This window comes from Demequina sediminis (genome assembly GCF_030296675.1).
Classification (GTDB): Bacteria; Actinomycetota; Actinomycetes; order Actinomycetales; family Demequinaceae; genus Demequina; species Demequina sediminis.
The window spans coordinates 1,562,939-1,580,709 of sequence record NZ_AP027736.1 but is presented as its reverse complement, the minus strand read 5'-3'; the positions used below and the strand labels follow the sequence as shown (position 1 = coordinate 1,580,709).

Sequence of the window (17,771 nt, the reverse complement as noted above, 5' to 3'; positions counted from 1 at the left end):
TCCGGCGGCGCCGACGATGAATGTCATGCAGGCGAAGCGTCGGACCGCCGCCCCCCGTGCAAGGAGCCTTCCCGTGACAGACATGCCAAGGATGAACGTCGAGTCGTTCAACCTCGATCACACCGCGGTGGCCGCGCCGTTCATTCGGCTGGCCGACCGCAAGGAGTTGCCTCACGGCGACGTGCTGACCAAGTTCGATGTTCGCTTTACCCAACCCAACGTCGCGCACCTGGATATGCCCGCGGTCCATTCGATCGAGCACGCGTTTGCGGAGTGCGTGCGTCGCCACAGCGCGGACGTCATCGACTTCGGCCCCATGGGCTGCCAGACGGGCTTCTACCTGATCATGAGCGGTGATCACACGCCCGAAGCCATCAGGGACCTCGTGTTGGCGACGATCGCCGAGATGCTCACGCTCGATGCGGTTCCCGCCGCCAACGAGGTCCAGTGTGGCTGGGGCGCGCACCACTCGCTCGCGGCGATGCGCGAGGCGATCACGGCGTTCGCCGCCCACGAGTCCGAGCTGCTGGACGTCATGCGGTGAGCGCGCCCATCATGCCGGCCGTCCTGGTCGCGATGCCCGAGGAGGCGCAGGCCTTTCTCGATCTCGCCGATCACCACGAGGGACTGAACTCGCCCGACGATGCGTGGATCGTCACGTCGGGCGAGCTCACCTACCTGCTGGTGGTCACCCGCATCGGCATGGTCGCCGCGGCACGCGCGACGGCCCTGGTCGCCCACGGCGTGATCGGCGGGATCGCGCCCTCCGTGATCGTGTCCGCCGGCACGTGCGGAGGCATCCCTGGGCACGTCCAGGTGGGTGACATCGTCGCACCGTGCTGCTCGCTGGACTGGTCGGCCGACTCGACGTCCGTCGGCTACGAATACGGCCAGGTGCCCGGCCATGCCGAGTTCCATGAGTCCGACGAGCGGCTGGTCGAGCTGGCGGTTGCCGCGGGGGCGAAGAAGGGCTATCTGGCCTCCGCCAACGCCTTCGCGGTCGCCGAGTCCGTCGATCTCATTCGCGAGCGCTTCCCGAAGGTCATCGCGACCGACATGGAGTCCGCCGCGGTGTCGCAGGTGGCCGCCAGTGCAGGCATCCCCTTCCTGTCCGTGCGCTGCGTCTCCGACATGTGTCAGGGCGACGGCGGGGTCGAGTTCGACGAGCACCTCGACGACGCCGCGGCACGATCGGCACGCGCGACGCTCGATGTCCTCGCGCGCGCGGCGCAGGAGGGCGCCCTGGCCTGACCGCGGGGGCTCGTAGGATGGCGGTGCCGGACGTTTCCGGTCGTTCGGCATGCCCTGGAGGACCCCTGTGACCACAACCGTGCCCGCCGCGCCCCTCGCCCCGCTGCTCGGAGACTGGGCCGATGCGCGCCTGGGCGAGGTCGCCCATGTGCAGGCCCCCACGGTGGCCGCCGCGCCGCTGCTCGCGCGCGCGGCCGCGGACGGCGAGGGTCCGCTGCTCGCGATCACCGCGACCGGCGGCGACGCGGAGAAGCTCGCCGCGGCGCTGTCCGCCTACGTCGACCCGCGCACCGTCGCGCTGTTCCCCTCGTGGGAGACGCTTCCGCACGAGCGGCTCAGCCCGCGCTCGGACACCGTCGCGCGGCGCCTCGCGACGCTGCGTCGACTGGTCCACCCCGAGCGTGCCGAGGCCGAGAGCGGCCTGCCGACCCCGCGCATCGTCGTGGCGCCGCTGCGCGCTGCGATCCAGCCGCTCGTGCCGGGCATCGCGGACCTCGAGCCGGTGCTGCTGCGCGTGGGGGACGTGCGCGACCTGACGGAGCTCACCGCGGCGCTCGCGGATGCCGCCTACACGCGCGTCGACATGGTCGAGCGGCGCGGGGAGTTCGCCGTGCGCGGCGGAATCGTCGACGTCTTCCCTCCCACCGACCCCCATCCGGTGCGCGTCGAGTTCTTCGGCGACGAGGTCGAGTCGCTGCGCTCGTTCTCCGTCGCGGACCAGCGCTCGCTGGCCGACGTCGACCGGCTGTGGGCGCCGCCGTGCCGCGAGCTGCTGCTGACCGAGGACGTGCGGGCGCGCGCCGCGACGCTCGTGGACCGCATCCCCGCCGCCGCGGACCTGCTCGCGCGCATCGCGGACGGCCACGCGGTCGAGGGCATGGAGTCGCTCATCCCCGCGCTGCTCACGCGCCTGCAGGCGCTCACCGACGTCCTGCCGCGCGACACGCGCGTGGTCGCGATCGAGCCCGAGCGACTCGCGCGCCGCGCCGAGGACCTGCAGCGCACCGCGCAGGAGTTCCTGGCGGCGGCATGGGTGAGTGCGACCGCGGGCGCCGACGCCCCCATCGAGGCTGACGCCGCGTTCCTCTCCCTCGAGGAGCTGCGCGACGGCGCCGAGGACCGCGGCCTCGGGTGGACCTCCGTGGGCCCTTTCGGCGCGGCCGGAGCGGTCGAGTCGGGCATCGCCGAGGTCGAGGACCACCGCGGCCGCCTCGCCGCGGCGCTCGATGCGGTGCGCGCGCGACTTGCGGACGGGTGGCGCGTCGTGATCGTCGCGGCGAGCCCTGGCAGCGCGCAGCGCACGGTCGAACAGTGCGCCGAACACGACCTTCCGGCGCGCCTCGCCGCGCACGGGGACGATGCGGGGGACGGCGTGGTCGCGGTGCTCGCCAACGTCGACGGCGGCGGCTTCCAGGTGGCCGAGTCGCGGCTGATGGTGCTCCACGAGAGCGACCTCACCGGCCGCGCCGCGACGGCCGCAGGGCCCAAGGTGAAGACCGCGTCGCGGCGCCGTGCGGTCGTGGACCCGCTGCAGCTGCGGCCGGGCGACTTCGTGGTGCACGAGGGCCACGGCGTCGGCCGGTTCGTCGAGCTCACCAAGCGCACGGTGCGCGGCGTTGAGCGCGAGTACCTGGTGATCGAGTACGCGCCGTCCAAGCGCGGCGGCCCCGGTGACCGCCTGTCGGTCCCCACGGACCAGCTGGACCTGGTCACCAAGTACGTGGGCGGGGAGGCGCCCTCGGTCAACAAGATGGGCGGCGCCGACTGGGCCAAGACCAAGGGCAGGGCGCGCAAGGCGATCAAGGAGATCGCCGCCGAGCTGATCCGCCTCTACAGCGCGCGCATGGCGACCAAGGGCCGCGAGTTCGGCCCGGACACGCCGTGGCAGCGCGAGCTCGAGGAGTCCTTCCCGTTCGTCGAGACCCCTGACCAGTTGTCGACCATCGACGAGGTCAAGGAGGACATGGAGAAGGCCGTCCCCATGGACCGTCTCGTGTGTGGCGACGTGGGATTCGGCAAGACCGAGGTCGCAGTGAGGGCGGCGTTCAAGGCCATCCAGGACGGCACGCAGGTCGCGGTGCTGTGTCCCACCACGCTGCTCGTCAAGCAGCACGTCGACACCTTCACCGAGCGCTTCGCCCAGTTCCCCGTGAAGATCGCCGCGCTGTCGCGCTTCCAGTCCGACAAGGAGGCCAAGGAGGTCATCGCTGGCCTCGCGGACGGCACGATCGACCTGGTGATCGGCACCCACCGCCTCATCACGGGATCCGTGCGCTTCAAGGACCTGGGGTTGATCGTCATCGACGAGGAGCAGCGCTTCGGCGTCGAGCACAAGGAGACGCTCAAGGCGCTGCGCACGGACGTCGACGTGCTCGCGATGTCGGCTACGCCCATCCCGCGCACGCTCGAGATGGCCGTGACGGGCATCCGCGAGATGTCGACCCTCGCGACCCCTCCCGAGGAGCGCCACCCGATCCTCACGTATGTGGGTCCCCACGAGGACGCGCAGGTGATTGCCGCGATCCGCCGCGAACTGCTGCGCGACGGTCAGGTCTTCTACATCCACAACTCCGTGAAGTCCATCGCGCGCGCCGCCCTCAAGATCGGCGAGCTGGTCCCCGAGGCGCGCGTCGCCGTCGCTCACGGTCAGATGAGCGAGAAGCAGCTCGAGCAGGTGATCGTCGACTACTACGACAAGAAGTACGACGTCCTCGTGTGCACGACGATCGTCGAGACGGGACTCGACATCTCGAATGCCAACACCCTGATCGTCGAGCGCGCGGACGCCTTCGGGTTGTCGCAGCTGCACCAGCTGCGCGGTCGCGTGGGTCGCGGCCGCGAACGCGCGTACGCATACTTCCTCTACCCGCCCGAGCGCACACTCACCGAGACCGCGCACGACCGCCTCCAGACCATCGCCGCCAACACGGACCTGGGCTCGGGCATGGCCGTCGCGATGAAGGACCTCGAGATCCGCGGCGCGGGCAACCTGCTGGGCGCCGAGCAGTCGGGGCACATCGAGGGCGTGGGCTTCGACCTCTACATCCGCATGGTGGGGGAGGCGGTGGCGGGCTTCCGCGGCGAGGGCGAGGAGGAGCGGGCGCCGATGACGGTGGACCTGCCGATCGACGCGCACCTGCCCACCGAGTACATCGAGCACGAGCGGCTGCGCCTCGAGGCGTACCGGAAGATCGCCGACGCGGACTCCGAGGAGGCGCTCGCCGGCATCGAGGAGGAGCTCGACGACCGCTACGGCACGCTCCCCGAGCCCGTGTCCAACCTGCTCGCGGTCGCGCGGCTGCGCCTCGAGCTGCGCGCCGCGGGCATCCACGATGTGGTCGCGCAGGGCCGCTACATCCGGTTCAGCCCGCTCGAGCTGCCCGACTCCGCGGCGATGCGCCTCACGCGGCTGTTCCCTGGCACCCTGCTGAAGCCTGCGGTGCGTCAGGCGCTGGTCCCCGCGCCGATGACGGCCCGCGTGGGAGGAAAGCCGGTCGAGGGGCTCGACGTGCTCGACTGGGTGCGCACGGTCCTCCAGGCGACGCGCGCGCAGCTGCCCAGCGCGGCGACATTAGGATGAGGGCCATGACGTTCCGCCCGCGCCTCGCCGCCGCGGCCTTCGCCGCATCGTCCCTCCTGCTCGCCGGCTGTGCCGTCCCCGGGCAGGGCACCCCAGGAGTCGCGCTCACGGTCGACGAGACCACCGTCACGACCGCGGAGCTCGACGCGCTCGCGGCACAGTGGGCCGAGGACAGCGACGGGCTCGCCGTGCCCGATCGCCGCGCGCTCGCGACCTTCGCCGCGATGGGTCCCGCGTTGCTCGCGGCCACCGAGGCGCAGGGCGCCCCGATCCGCGAGGCCGACGCCCTCACGATTACGACCGCGTGGTTCGAGAACGCGGGCGCGACGGATCCGGAGCCGTCCGACGAGGTGGTCGAGTCCTCGCGCGCAATGCTCGCGCTGTACGTGCTCGCGTACTCCGACCCCACGTTCGAGGGCATTCGTGAGATCGCCAACCGCGCCGCGGCCGAGGGCGAGTTCTCGCCCCGCGTGGGCGAGTTCTCGTCGGACGCGCTGATCGAGTCGATCAACGCGGCGGTGGGCACCGCGGAGTCGGCCGGACTGGGCAACTTCTCCTTCATCACCTTCCTGGGCGTGTCGGGCTTCTCCGACACCACGGCACCCTGGGCGGCGCGTGGCTGACGGCCTCGACCGCCTGGTGGAGGTGATGGACCGCCTCCGCTCTCCCGGCGGCTGCGCGTGGGATGCGGAGCAGACCCACGCGTCGCTCGCCCCGTACGCGCTCGAAGAGGCGCATGAGCTGGTCGAGGCGATCGAGTCGGGCTCGCGCGAGCACCTGCGCGAGGAGCTCGGCGACGTCCTGCTTCAGGTGGTGTTCCACGCACGCGTCGCGCAGGAGCACCCCGACGATCCCTTCGACCTCGATGCGATCGCGCAGGTGTGTGCCGACAAGCTCGTCACGCGCCATCCGCACGTCTTCGAGGACGATGCCGGGGCGGCGACTCCCGCGGAGCACCTGCGGCGGTGGGACAGGATCAAGAACGAGACGTCGGGTCGCGAGTCCGTCATGGACGGCATCCCCGCGACGCTCGGCGCGCTCGCGCGCGCGCAGAAGGTGCTCGGCAGGGCCGAGCGTGCAGGTCTCGCGGTCGCTCATCCCCAGGGCGACGGCGTGGGCGACGCGCTGCTCGCGCTCGTGGCCCGCGCGCAGGCCGAGGGCCGCGACGCGGAGGCCGAGCTGAGGGCCGCGACGCGCCGGCTCGAGGCCGCCGCGCGGGCCTCGGAGTCCGGCCCGGATCGCGTCACCGAAGGTTCATCCGAGTAGGACGAACGTCGCTCAGCGCACGCCCGCGCGCATCGTTAGACTCCCTAGAGGTCCATCCATTCAAGCGAAGGAGCATCATGGCCAGCATTGAGGCCGTCGGAGCCCGCGAGATCCTCGACTCTCGCGGCAACCCCACCGTCGAGGTCGAGGTCGCGCTCGAGGACGGCACGTTCGCACGTGCGGCCGTCCCGTCGGGCGCGTCGACCGGCGCGTTCGAGGCAGTCGAGCGCCGCGACGGCGACAAGGGTCGTTACCTGGGCAAGGGCGTCGAGCAGGCCGTTGACGCGGTCATCGACGAGATCGCCCCCGAGATCGTTGGTCTCGACGCCACCGAGCAGCGCATCATCGACCAGATCATGCTCGACCTCGACGGCACCGACAACAAGGGCAAGCTGGGCGCGAACGCGATCCTGGGCGTGTCCCTTGCGGTCGCGAAGGCCGCCGCCGACTCGGCCGACATCGCGCTGTTCCGCTACGTGGGTGGCCCGAACGCCCACGTGCTGCCCGTCCCGATGATGAACATCCTCAACGGTGGGTCGCACGCCGACTCCAACGTCGACATCCAGGAGTTCATGATCGCCCCCGTGGGCGCCCCCACCTTCCGTGAGGCGCTGCGCTCGGGTGCCGAGGTCTACCACGCCCTTAAGTCCGTGCTCAAGGAGCGCGGCCTGGCCACCGGCCTGGGCGACGAGGGTGGCTTCGCCCCCAACCTGCCGTCGAACCGCGACGCCCTGGACCTGATCCTGGTCGCGATCGAGAAGGCCGGCTTCACGCCCGGCGAGGACATCGCGCTCGCGCTCGACGTCGCCGCGACCGAGTTCTTCAAGGACGGCGCGTACCAGTGGGAGGGTGGCACCAAGACCCCCGACGAGATGATCGCGTTCTACGAGTCGCTGGTCGCGGACTACCCGCTGGTCTCGATCGAGGACCCGCTGTCCGAGGACGAGTGGGGCTCGTGGTCCGGCCTCGTCTCGAAGGTCGGCGACAAGGTGCAGATCGTGGGTGACGACCTCTTCGTCACCAACCCGGTGCGCCTCCAGCGCGGCATCGACGAGAAGGCGGCCAACGCCCTGCTCGTCAAGCTCAACCAGATCGGCACGCTGTCCGAGACCTCCGACGCGGTGCAGATGGCGCAGCGCGCCGGCTTCTCCGCCATGGTGTCGCACCGCTCCGGTGAGACCGAGGACGTCACGATCGCCGACCTGTCCGTCGCGTACAACGCCGGCCAGATCAAGACCGGTGCCCCGGCGCGCGGCGAGCGCATCAACAAGTACAACCAGCTGCTCCGCATCGAGGAGGAGCTGGACGACGCCGCCCGCTACGCGGGCAAGGCCGCCTTCCCGCGCAAGTACGCGTAAGCGGTCTCACGGCTCGAACCGACGGGCGCGCCTCCTCACGGGGGCGCGCCCGTTCGGCGTTTCTGAACCGGTGGGGAGCCGCGTCCGGGGACAATGGCGGGGTGTCACCCACCGCCCCCCGCCGTCGCACCGGTCCGTCGACCGGAGGCGTGCGCATCCCCAAGTCCCGCGCCGCGAGCCGCCCGGGCGGTCCATCGAGCCAGGCGCGCACCCAGCCCGCACGCAACCGGATCGAGCCCGCCGCCGCACGCGGGTCGTGGGTGACCGCGATGGGATGGCGCCTCGTGGTGCTTGCCGGGGTCGTGGTGCTCGCAGCCGCGGTGCTGTTGCCCTCGCTGCGCTCGTACTTCCGTCAGCAGGAGGAACTCGCCGCACTGCGTGCCGAGGCCGAGACCGCGCAACAGGAGGTCGAGGACCTTGCTGCGGAGACCGCGCGCTGGGAGGACCCCGCGTTCGTGGTGGCCCAGGCGCGTGAGCGGCTGGCCTACGTGTTCCCCGGCGAGACGCCGTACCGCGTGATCGACCCCGAGACGGTCGAGGGCTCCGCGGATGGCACCGCCGCCGCGACGGGTGCCGTCACCGAGGAGGAGGACGGCACCTGGTACACCCGGCTGTGGAAGTCGGTCGACGAGGCGGGCGACTAGACTCCTGCGGGTGAACGACACCCCTGCCACCGCACGCGACGTCGCGGTTCTCGCCGCGCAGTTGGGACGCGAGCCGCGCGGGATCGTGGCGATTGCCGCGCGCTGCGTGTGCGGCAACCCCACCGTGGTCCACACCGCGCCGCGCCTTCCCGACGGCACGCCGTTCCCGACGCAGTACTACCTCACACATCCCGACGCGGTCGCCGCCGTGTCGACGCTCGAGGCGAACGGCGTGATGAAGACGATGCAGGAGTCGCTGCGCGAGGACGAGGACCTCGCGGCCGCGTACCGCGCCGCGCACGAGCGCTACCTCGGCGAGCGCTACGCACTCGGGGACGTGCCCGAGATTCACGGGATCTCCGCGGGCGGCATGCCCGACCGCGTCAAGTGCCTCCACGTGCTCGTGGGCCACGCGCTCGCCGCGGGACCGGGCGTCAATCCGCTCGGCGACCGCGCGCTCGCGCTCATCGCGGACAGCTGGCGTCCCGATCGCTGCACGTGCGCGGTCGAGGTCTGAGTCGCCGCTGACTAGGCTGGTCCCCATGCGTGTAGCCGCCATTGATTGCGGGACCAACTCGATCCGCCTGCTGATCGCCGACGTCGACCTCGACGCGGGGACCCTGACGGACGTGGTCCGGACCATGACCGTGGTGCGCCTGGGGCAGGGCGTCGACCGGACGGGTGAGTTCGCCGCCGAGGCGCTCGAGCGCACCTTCGCGGCCACGGACCTCTACGCGGCGCAGTGCCGCGAGCACGGCGTCGAGGCGATCCGCTTCGTGGCGACGTCCGCGACGCGCGATGCGCGCAACCGTGACGTGTTCCTGTCGGGGATCGAGCAGCGTCTCGGGGTGACCCCCGAGGTGATCTCGGGCGCGGAGGAGGCAGCGCTGTCGTTCAGGGGCGCCACCGGCGCCCTCGACGCCGCTCACGACGCCCCGTTCCTGGTGGTCGACCTGGGTGGCGGCTCGACCGAGGTGGTGCTGGGCACCGATCGCCCCGAGTTCGCGCACTCGATGGACGTGGGCTGCGTGCGCATGACGGAGCGCCACCTCGCTGGCGACCCGCCCTCCGCGGCGCAGGTGGCCGATGCCGAACGCGACGTGCACGACGCGATCGACCTCGCCCTCGCAGGCGTGCCCGTCGAGCGCACGGCGACTCTCGTGGGGCTGGCGGGGTCCATCACGACGGTGACCGCGCACGCGCTCGGCCTCCCGGAGTACGACCGCGCCGCCATCAACGGCGCCGTGATCGACATCGACGACGCGATCAAGGCGTGCGACGAGCTGCTTGCCTCGTCGCGCGCCGAACGCGCCGCACTGGGCTTCATGCACCCCGGTCGCGTGGACGTCATCGGCGCGGGCGCTCTCGTGTGGAAGACCGTGATGCAGCGCGTGCGCGCGGCCGTGGTCGACGCGGGCGGGCGCCTGCCCCACGTGGTGACGAGCGAGCACGACATCCTCGACGGCATCGCGTTCTCTGCGGCGGAGCGCGCGGCGGAACGGCCCGCCGAGGAGCGCTAGTCCGGCCCCCGTAGCCCAACTGGCAGAGGCAGCCGACTTAAAATCGGCACAGCGCGGGTTCGAACCCCGCCGGGGGCACCGTGGCCGTCGCGGCGGCCCGTAGGCTGGTGCGCCATGGCTGCCGGTGCGACTGTTCACACGTTCGAGACTCACCTCGCCGACGTGGACAGGGCGATCTACGAGGAGTTCTCGCTCCGCGTCGCGCGCCACCCGTCGGAGACGTCCGCCTTCATGGTGACGCGCGTGCTCGCGTACTGCCTCGAGTACGAGGACGGGATCGGCTTCAGCGAGGGCATCTCCACCGCGGACGAGCCGGCCGTGATCGCGCGCGACCTCACCGGGCTCGTCACCGCGTGGATCGAGGTCGGTCAGCCCGAGGCGGAGCGACTGCACCGGGGCAGCCGCCTTGCCGCGCGCACCGCCGTGTATACGCAGCACGACCCGGCAAAGGTGCTCGCGCGCTGGGAAGGCAAGCGCATCCACCGCCGCGAGGAGATTCGCCTCCACAGCTTCGACCCCGGCTTCGTGGAGGCTGCCGCCTCGCTGGTCGCGCGGCGCAACGCGCTCACCGTCTCGGTCACGGAGCGTCACCTCTATGTCGAGCTCAACGGCACGAGCCTCGATTCCGCGATCCACACCCGTCCCCTGGGCTGAGCTGGCGCGTGCGCCCTGCGAGGTGCTCAGTGCCCGTTTTCGACGATTCTGGGCACTGAGCACCTCCGCGCGCGCACGGCCCAGTCGATCGCCGCGTCGAGCGTGCCGAACGTGAACAGGTGGAGGCGCACGTCGCCGTGCGCCGCCTCGAGGCGGCCGGCGAGGTCGGCGACGAAGCGGTCGGGACCCGCGGTGCCCGCGAGCGAGGCGAGAGAGAAGCCGTACTTGCGCGCGATGCCCGCACTCGTGGCGACGCCGCAGCGGCGCGCGAAGGCGACGAGGCGGCGCACGCCCGCGGGGCCGGGCACGCCCACGCGGATCGGAAGGTCGATCCCCGTCTCGCGCACGCGCTCGATCCACTGCGCGACCGCCTCGGCGTCGAACGAGAACTGCGTGGTGATGGTGCCCGCGAGGCCCTGGTCCGCGATCGCGGCGGCCTTGTCGCGCAGCGCCGCCCCCAGGAAAGCGTCCCCGATCGCGGGATGCCCCGCGGGATAGCCCGCGATTCCCACCTCGATCACCCCGGCCGCGGGGAGCAGGCCGGACGTGACGACATCGAGGGCCGAGCCGTAGGGCCCCGCCGCCACGCGCGGGTCGCCGCCCACCAGGAACAAGCGCTCCTGCGCGTGGTGCGCCCGCAGGCCCTCAAGCGTCGCGCGCAGCTCGGCCTCGGACGCGACGCGGCGCGCCGCGAGGTGGGGGACCGGCACGAGCCGGACCCGCCCTGCGGCGGCGGCCGCCTCGCGACGCTCGGCCGCGCTCTCCGTGGACAGGTGCGTGATGCTGACGCGCGTGCCCACGGGCACGTCCGCGGCGCGTGCGACGAGGGTCGCCGCGTCTCGAGCGGTGGTCTCGAGGGACAGGTCCTCAAGCAGGGCGGCGGACCGATGCAACGACAGGCCTCCTTCGGGGCCCCTAGAGTATCGCGGTGAGCTCGGCGCTCGCGGCGGCCCGCACCGCCTCGCGTGCCTCGGACGCGGATCGTGCGGCGCGTGCGCGGCCCGCCAGTTCCCGGCACTCGTCGAGCGTGTGGACGGACAGCGCGAGACGCACCGCGGGCACCTTGGACGGTGCCATCGACAGGCTTGACACGCCGAGGCCAGCGAGCACGAGAGCGAGGTAGGGGTCTCCCGCCGACTCGCCGCACACGCCGCACACGCCGATCGGCTTGCCGGTGACCGCGCCGCCCTCGCACGCCGCCGCGACCACGTCGAGCACGGCGGGCTGCCATGGGTCGAGGAGGTCGGACAGCTCGCCCTCCATGCGGTCCGCCGCCATCGTGTACTGCGCAAGATCGTTGGTGCCCAGGGAGCCGAAGTCGACGTCCTCGAGCACGTGGCGTGAGCGCAGCGCCGCGGCCGGCACCTCGATCATCACGCCCGCCTTGGGAAGGCCCACCGCGCGCACGCGCGCCGCGAACCACGCGGCCTCATCGGCCGTCGCGACCATGGGCGCCATCACCCGCACGTCGGCGCCGGTCTCGCGCGCCGCGATCGCGAGCGCCTCGAGCTGCGAGTCGAGCACCTCGGGCATCGCCTGGCACAGGCGCAGGCCCCGGCGGCCGAGCGCGGGGTTCTCCTCTTCGCCCAGGTTCGCGAACGCGAGCGGCTTGTCGGCGCCCGCGTCGAGCGTGCGCACGACGACGCGGCGGCCGGGGAAGGGGGCGAGCACCCGCCGGTAGACCTCGGCCTGCTCCTCGACGGTCGGCATCGTCTGCGCGGACAGGTAGACGAACTCCGTGCGGAACAGTCCGACGCCCTCGAGGTCGAGCGCGCCCGCGGCCTCGGCATCGTCCACCCCGCCGATGTTCGCCAGCAGGGCGACGGCGTGGCCGTCGCGGGTCGCACCCGCCCCGGACACCCCCGCGAGGGCCGCGGCGAGGGCCTCGCGGCGCTCGCGCTGCGCCTCGATGAGCGCCATGTCGGGCTCGAGGGTGACCTCGCCCGAGTCGCCGTCGACGGCGACGAGCGTCCCGGCGGCGATCGCCGTCGCGCCGTGGAGCTGAACCACCGCGGGGATGCCCATCTGCGCGGCGAGGATCGCGGTGTGGGACGTGCGCCCGCCGAGCCCTGCGTCTCGACGATCATCGTGTGGCCGGCGTCCTTGGCCGCGCGCTCGAGGGCCTCGGCGGCCATGTACGTGTGCGCGATGCCGGTGGGGCAGGACGTCACTCCCACGAGCGTGAGTCCGGACGATGCCGGTGCCGCGGCCGATTCGGGCGCAGCAGCGACGGGGGCGGGGGTGGGTGCGGGGGCGACGGTGACGTCACCGACCTCGGCCTCGACGATCGCGACGACCTCGTCACGCGTGGTCGCGGCGGCGAGCGCCGCCTTGAACTCCTTCTTCATGAGGGCCTTGGCCAGCTTGGGAAGGACCTGCATGTGCGCCTCGGAGGCGCCCTCGGGTGCGGCGATGAGGAACACGAGGGTGGCGGGTCCGTCCTTGGCCCCCCAGTCGATGCCGTCGGCGCGGCCGAACGCGAGGGTGGGCTCCGTGATGGCCGCGCTGCGCGCGTGGGGGATCGCGATGCCGCCGGGCAGGCCCGTCGCCATCGTCTCCTCGCGCTTGCGGACGTCGGCGAGGAAGCCGTCGAGATCGGTGCAGCGACCCGTCGCGACCAGGGTCTCGGCGAGCGTCCGCGTCGCGGCGTGCCGATCCTCCGCGGCGAGGTCGAGCACGACCTGCTGCTCGTGGATGAGTGACATGGGGTGTTCCTTTCTGCGGTCAGCGCTGACCGAGTGCCATTGCGCGTGAGGGGGAATGCGTGAGGTCCACGGGGATGCCGCGGAGATCTGCGGGGGTGGGGACGCGGCTGCCCGGGAGGGTGACCGCCGCGGCGCCCCAGAGGACGCCTTCCGTGAGGGCCTGCGCCGTGGAGACGCCGCGCGACAGGCCGTGCAGGAGGCCGGCGAGCATGCAGTCGCCGGCTCCCACGGTGGACACGGGCGCGCCGATCGTGGCGCGCGCGTGGATGACCTCGTCGGCCGTGACGAGCACGGCGCCGTCGGCGCCCAGGCTCACGGCGACCATGCCGAGCCCCTGACTGACGAGTTCCTGCGCTGCGGCGATCACGTCGCCGAGCGTGGGAAGGCTGTGGTCGACGAGCTCGGCGAGCTCCTCGTGGTTGGGCTTGATGAGGTCGGGCGACGCCGCGACGGCGGCGGTGAAGGGCTCGCCCGAGCCATCGATCGCGACGCGGCGGCCGTCCGCGTGTGCCGCGGCGACCAGCTGAGCGTAGAAGTCCGTCGGGGCGCCGGGGGAAGGCTTCCGCAGCCGACGATCCACGCGGCGTCAGCGGCGGCGCTCGACGTCGCGTCGAGCAGCGCGGCGACCTCGGAGGGGAGAGCTCCGGGCCCGGCTCGTTGATCTTGGTCGTGGTCCCGTCCGCCTCGAGCAGGGAGACGTTCATGCGCGCGGCGCCCGCGATGGGCACGGAGAGCCGTGGGACGGCCGCCTCGTCGAGGAGCTCCTCGAGCAGGCGGCCCTCGGGGCCGCCCACCGGCAGGACCGCGAGCGCGGATCCACCCTGTGCGGTCACGGCGCGCGCGACGTTGAGACCCTTCCCGCCCGCGTCGACGCGCACGTGGGTGGCGCGGTTGACCTCGCCGTGCGCGAGCGTCGCGACCGTGACGGCGCGATCGACGCTGGGGTTGGGTGTGAGCGTGACGATCATGCGGTCACCACCTCCGGTCCGGCGGCGCGCAGCTCCTCGGCCGCGTCGTCCGCGAGGTCGGCGTCGGTGACGACGACGTCGACGTGATCAAGGGATGCGAAGCGGTGAAGGTGATCGTCATCCGCCTTCGACGAGTCGGTCGCGACCACCACACGGCGCGCGGCGTCGACCATGGCGCGCTTGACACGCGCCTCTTCAGGGTCGGGCGTGGTGAGCCCGCGCGCGGCCGAGATTCCGTTGGTGCCCACGACCGCGACATCCGCCACGATGTCCGCGAGAGCGCGCACGGCCCAGTCGCCCACCGCCGCGGCCGTGACGCCTCGCACGCGACCGCCGAGCAGGTAGAGCGTGATCCCCGGCCGGGTCGCGAGCACGGTCGCCGCGGGGAGGAGTCGGTGATGACCGTGAGCTCGGCATCGTGGGGGAGGAGCTCGACGATCGCCTGAGTGGTGGATCCCGCGTCCAGGATGACGGTGCCACCCGCGGGGAGCTCCTCGAGCACGCGAGCCGCGATGCGTCGCTTGACGTCGGTGCGGCGCTGCGTGCGGGACGCGAGCGTGGGCTCGATCTCGAGCCGCTCGACGGGAATCGCGCCGCCGTGGACGCGGCGCACGGAGCCGCGGCTCTCGAGCGCGGTGAGGTCCCTGCGAATCGTCTCGGGGGTGACGGCCAAGGCATCGGCCAGCGCGGTGACCTCGACGCGGCCCGCGGCGCGCGCCTCGGCGAGGATGCGCTGCTGTCGCTCCGTCGCGTACATCTGGTGACTCCCTTGTCTGGGTCCGGTGGCCGGATTCCCACATGAAACCACAGACTCAAACACAAAGCAACAGGAACGGAAGTGGGGACGGGTCTGCGTCCCGCTCGGCCGGACGGCGTCGAGCCTGCAACACCGGCGCTTCCTGGGACGTTGATGATGCAGACCGCCCCTTTATCCCCGCGCACCCCATGACTAGACTGAGGCGGTCATCCCCAAGGAGGAACCGTGGCAAGTCCGGTGTTCAGCAACGCCAAGGAGTTCAAGTCCGACCCGCTGCTCGCGCAGACCAGCACCGCCGATCTCGAGCGCCAGTACCAGCAGCCGGCAGGCACGCCCGGGTACGTCGCCGAGGAGCGGATGTCGTACACCGGCGTGATCAACAAGACCACGGGCCTCGTGCTGCTCACGTTCGTCATGGGCGCGGTGGGCTACGTCACGGTCGCCGACAGCCCGTCCGTGATGTTGGCCGCGCTCGGCGCGGGAATCGTCGCGTTCGTGATCGGCCTGGTTGCCGCGTTCAAGCGCACCCCCGGCCCCGCGCTGGTGGGCATCTACGCGGTCGCCGAGGGCTTCTTCCTCGGAGCGATCTCGATCGCTATCGAGCAGCAGTTCAACGCCCCCGGTGCCGCCCTGCAGGCGCTTGTCGCGACCGCGATCACCTTCATGGTGTGCCTGTGGCTCTACCGCTCGGGCAAGGTCCGCTACACGAGCAAGCTGCGCAAGATCTTCCTCATCGGCGGCATCTCGTACCTGCTGTTCAGCCTCGCCAACCTGGGCTACATGATCTTCAGCCCCGACTCGGGCGCGTTCGGCTGGCGCACGGACCTCGAGATCCTCGGCCTCCCGCTCGGCGTCGTGATCGGCGCCGTCGCGATCCTGCTGGCGTGCATCTCGCTGATCGGCGACTTCGACTTCATCGACAACGGCGTGAAGTCGGGCGCCGAGAAGAAGCTCGAGTGGAAGGCCGCATTCGGCCTCTTGGTCACGCTCGTGTGGCTCTACATCGAGTTCCTGCGCATCATCGCGATCTTCTCCGGGCGTGACTAGAGCGCGCTCACCCGTCTGACGACGAAGGCCCCGACCATGCGGTCGGGGCCTTCGTCGTTGGCTGTGGGGACTATGCGTAGCTGACCTGGCAGAAGCCGTGGTTGCAGTAGCCGCCCGGATTCTTGTGCAGGTATCCCTGGTGGTAGTCCTCGGCGTAGTAGAACTCGCCGTCGCCCGCCTCGCGTGCCGCGGCGATCTGCGTCGAGATCACGCCAAACCCGCGCTCCGCGAGGCGCGACTGGTACGTCTCGCGCGACTCCTGGGCCGCGGCGAGCTGGGCCTCGGTGGTCGCGAAGATCGCGCTGCGGTACTGCGTCCCGATGTCGCCGCCCTGGCGGTTGGGCGTCGTGGGGTCGTGGTTCTCCCAGAAGGCCGCGAGGAGGTCGTCGAGCGACACCGCGGCGGGGTCGTACACCACCTGGACGGTCTCGGTGTGGCCCGTGCGTGCGGTGCACGTCTCCTGGTAGGTGGGGTTGCGGGTCCATCCGCCCATGTAGCCCACCGCCGTCGAGTACACACCGGGGGTCTGCCAGAAGATCCGCTCCGCGCCCCAGAAGCAGCCCATCGCGACGTAAAGGACCTCGTGTCCCTCGGGCCACGGGCCCTTGAGGGGTGTGCCGAGTACCACGTGGCGCTCCGCGATCTGCATCGCGATCTCGCGGCCGGGTAGGGCCTGGTCCTGGGTGATCATGGTGGTCTTGTCGAGTCCGAGCATCGGCGCTCCCTTCCGCCTGACGAACGCTCCCGGGCCCGGTTCTGTTCCACCCCCGCGCTAGGCTCGCGACATGCCAGACACGCCCGATGAGCAGCCTCCCGCCGACGTCACGGTCGAGCACGTTCCGTTGTGGCTGAGGGTCTCCGCCGCGTGGTCGTGGAGGCTCATCGTCGTGGGCGTCATCGCGTACGTCGCCTTCAGGGGCTTCACGACCCTGGCGTCGATCATGCTTCCGCTGGGGATCGCGCTGCTCATCGCGGCGCCGCTCGAGCAGCTCGTGAGCCGACTGCAGCGCTGGCGCATCCCGCGCGCGCTCGGCGCCGCCCTTGCCATCGTGGGCCTCATCGCCATCGTGCTGGGCCTCGGGGTCGCCGCCGGCAGTTCCGTCGTGTCGGGCTTCAGCGAGCTCCAGCAGGCCGCGGTGCAGGGCTTCGACCAGTTCCTCGACTGGCTCGTGCAGGGACCCATCCACATGGAGCGCGCGCAGATCGACGAGCTGCTGGGCAACGCCCAGAAGACCCTCCAGGACAACGCGTGGGGCGTCGCGACCGGCGCGTTCTCGGTCACGGGCACGATCGGCACGCTGTTCGCCGGCTCGATCATCGCGCTGTTTGCGCTGTTCTTCTTCCTCAAGGACGGCCGCTCGCTGTGGCTGTGGTTTGTGCAGCTGCTGCCCGCCCGCCGCGGCGCGCGCATCGACCGCGCGGGCATGACCGCGTGGCTCACGCTGCGCCGCTACACCGAGACCAGCGTGTTCGTGGCATTCATCGACGCCGTGGGAATCGGCGTGGGCGCGTGGCTGCTCGGCCTGCCGCTCGCGCTGCCCATCGCGATCTTCGTGTTCCTGCTGTCCTTCATCCCGCTGTTCGGAGCGACCATCTCGGGCGCGATCGCGGTGGCGGTCGCGCTGGTCGACGGAGGCGTCACCACCGCGGTGTGGATGGCCGTGATCGTGCTCGCGGTCCAGCAGATCGAGGGCAATATCCTCTATCCCTGGCTGTTCGGCAAGGCGGCGTCGCTTCACCCGCTCGCGATCCTGCTCACGGTGTCGACGGGCACGATCCTGCTGGGACTGGTGGGTGCGGTCATCGCGGTTCCGATCGTCTCGTTCTGCTACGCATTCGCGCGCTCGCTGCACCGCCAGTACTCCGACGCCGAGGCGCCGACCGACAGTGGCGCGATCCTCACCGAGCACCCGCGTGACGCGCTCCGCAAGGCACGCGAGGCGATCGCGAAGACCGGCGAGATCCGGGTGAGGGGGCGTCCTCACGCGGACGACGACGCGAGCGAGCCGCGCGCCTAGACT

At 71.6% G+C, this 17,771-nt stretch carries 16 protein-coding genes, 1 tRNA gene and 3 pseudogenes; 13 read left to right on the top strand and 7 right to left on the bottom strand.

Annotated elements, in window-relative coordinates:
• Positions 1 to 73 precede the first annotated feature (73 nt).
• The 11 genes from QUE44_RS08050 (at position 74) to QUE44_RS08000 (ending at position 10,273) form a co-directional block, all read left to right on the top strand.
• Positions 74 to 544 (top strand): S-ribosylhomocysteine lyase, encoded by a 471-nt coding sequence (locus QUE44_RS08050; RefSeq protein ID WP_425557950.1) that lies wholly within the window; start codon positions 74 to 76, stop codon positions 542 to 544.
• Positions 541 to 1,251, top strand: coding sequence for a 5'-methylthioadenosine/S-adenosylhomocysteine nucleosidase (gene mtnN, locus QUE44_RS08045; RefSeq protein WP_286214001.1), 711 nt, complete (start codon positions 541 to 543; stop codon positions 1,249 to 1,251). Before QUE44_RS08050 ends, mtnN begins: the two co-directional genes overlap by 4 nt.
• 49 nt (positions 1,252 to 1,300) lie before the next feature.
• Entirely contained in the window at positions 1,301 to 4,831 is a 3,531-nt protein-coding gene (gene mfd, locus QUE44_RS08040) for a transcription-repair coupling factor (RefSeq protein WP_425557949.1), read from the top strand.
• 5 nt (positions 4,832 to 4,836) lie between these two features.
• Entirely contained in the window at positions 4,837 to 5,454 is a 618-nt protein-coding gene (locus QUE44_RS08035) for a hypothetical protein (protein ID WP_286213998.1), read from the top strand.
• Positions 5,447 to 6,097: a nucleoside triphosphate pyrophosphohydrolase gene (locus QUE44_RS08030; protein ID WP_286213997.1), complete on the top strand. Its 651-nt coding sequence runs from the start codon at positions 5,447 to 5,449 to the stop codon at positions 6,095 to 6,097. Before QUE44_RS08035 ends, QUE44_RS08030 begins: the two co-directional genes overlap by 8 nt.
• A 77-nt stretch (positions 6,098 to 6,174) precedes the next feature.
• Entirely contained in the window at positions 6,175 to 7,455 is a 1,281-nt protein-coding gene (gene eno / locus QUE44_RS08025) for a phosphopyruvate hydratase (RefSeq protein ID WP_286213996.1), read from the top strand.
• A 101-nt stretch (positions 7,456 to 7,556) separates the two neighbouring features.
• On the top strand, positions 7,557 to 8,099 hold the full coding sequence (locus QUE44_RS08020; RefSeq protein ID WP_286213994.1) for an FtsB family cell division protein: 543 nt from the start codon (positions 7,557 to 7,559) through the stop codon (positions 8,097 to 8,099).
• Positions 8,100 to 8,109: 10 nt separating this feature from the next.
• Complete coding sequence (locus QUE44_RS08015; RefSeq protein ID WP_286213992.1) at positions 8,110 to 8,616, top strand: DUF501 domain-containing protein; 507 nt, start codon at positions 8,110 to 8,112, stop codon at positions 8,614 to 8,616.
• 25 nt (positions 8,617 to 8,641) lie between these two features.
• Positions 8,642 to 9,619 carry a Ppx/GppA phosphatase family protein gene (locus tag QUE44_RS08010; protein ID WP_286213989.1) on the top strand — a complete coding sequence of 326 codons (978 nt, stop codon included), beginning with the start codon at positions 8,642 to 8,644 and terminating at the stop codon, positions 9,617 to 9,619.
• A 4-nt stretch (positions 9,620 to 9,623) separates the two neighbouring features.
• Positions 9,624 to 9,697 (top strand) — tRNA-Leu (locus tag QUE44_RS08005).
• 36 nt (positions 9,698 to 9,733) lie between these two features.
• A complete protein-coding gene (locus QUE44_RS08000) occupies positions 9,734 to 10,273 on the top strand; it encodes a YaeQ family protein (RefSeq protein WP_286213988.1) in 540 nt (179 codons plus the stop codon).
• 26 nt (positions 10,274 to 10,299) lie between these two features.
• Here the strand turns inward: QUE44_RS08000 and QUE44_RS07995 are convergent, their stop codons facing one another.
• The 6 genes and pseudogenes from QUE44_RS07995 to QUE44_RS07970 all read right to left on the bottom strand — a co-directional run bounded on the left by QUE44_RS07995 (position 10,300) and on the right by QUE44_RS07970 (position 14,703).
• Positions 10,300 to 11,166 carry a methylenetetrahydrofolate reductase gene (locus tag QUE44_RS07995; RefSeq protein WP_286213986.1) on the bottom strand — a complete coding sequence of 289 codons (867 nt, stop codon included), beginning with the start codon at positions 11,164 to 11,166 and terminating at the stop codon, positions 10,300 to 10,302.
• A 22-nt stretch (positions 11,167 to 11,188) separates the two neighbouring features.
• Positions 11,189 to 12,298, bottom strand: coding sequence for a putative PEP-binding protein (locus QUE44_RS07990; RefSeq protein WP_286213985.1), 1,110 nt, complete (start codon positions 12,296 to 12,298; stop codon positions 11,189 to 11,191).
• Between the two features lie 80 nt (positions 12,299 to 12,378).
• A pseudogene (locus QUE44_RS07985) lies at positions 12,379 to 12,978 on the bottom strand (PTS sugar transporter subunit IIA); the annotation flags it as partial.
• Positions 12,979 to 12,997: 19 nt separating this feature from the next.
• Positions 12,998 to 13,558, bottom strand: coding sequence for a 1-phosphofructokinase family hexose kinase (locus QUE44_RS07980; RefSeq protein WP_286213984.1), 561 nt, complete (start codon positions 13,556 to 13,558; stop codon positions 12,998 to 13,000).
• Positions 13,559 to 13,694: 136 nt separating this feature from the next.
• Positions 13,695 to 13,946, bottom strand: a pseudogene (locus QUE44_RS07975) (PfkB family carbohydrate kinase); the annotation flags it as partial.
• Positions 13,943 to 14,703, bottom strand: a pseudogene (locus QUE44_RS07970) (DeoR/GlpR family DNA-binding transcription regulator). The pseudogenes QUE44_RS07975 and QUE44_RS07970, both read right to left, overlap by 4 nt.
• A gap of 225 nt (positions 14,704 to 14,928) precedes the next feature.
• Here QUE44_RS07970 and QUE44_RS07965 point away from each other — a divergent pair.
• Positions 14,929 to 15,750: a Bax inhibitor-1/YccA family protein gene (locus QUE44_RS07965; RefSeq protein WP_286213983.1), complete on the top strand. Its 822-nt coding sequence runs from the start codon at positions 14,929 to 14,931 to the stop codon at positions 15,748 to 15,750.
• A gap of 70 nt (positions 15,751 to 15,820) precedes the next feature.
• Here QUE44_RS07965 and msrA read toward each other — a convergent pair whose 3' ends face one another.
• Entirely contained in the window at positions 15,821 to 16,465 is a 645-nt protein-coding gene (gene msrA, locus QUE44_RS07960; RefSeq protein WP_286213982.1) for a peptide-methionine (S)-S-oxide reductase MsrA, read from the bottom strand.
• 70 nt (positions 16,466 to 16,535) lie between these two features.
• Between msrA and QUE44_RS07955 the strand changes: the two genes are divergently transcribed.
• Positions 16,536 to 17,768 carry an AI-2E family transporter gene (locus tag QUE44_RS07955; RefSeq protein WP_286213981.1) on the top strand — a complete coding sequence of 411 codons (1,233 nt, stop codon included), beginning with the start codon at positions 16,536 to 16,538 and terminating at the stop codon, positions 17,766 to 17,768.
• Positions 17,769 to 17,771 lie beyond the last annotated feature (3 nt).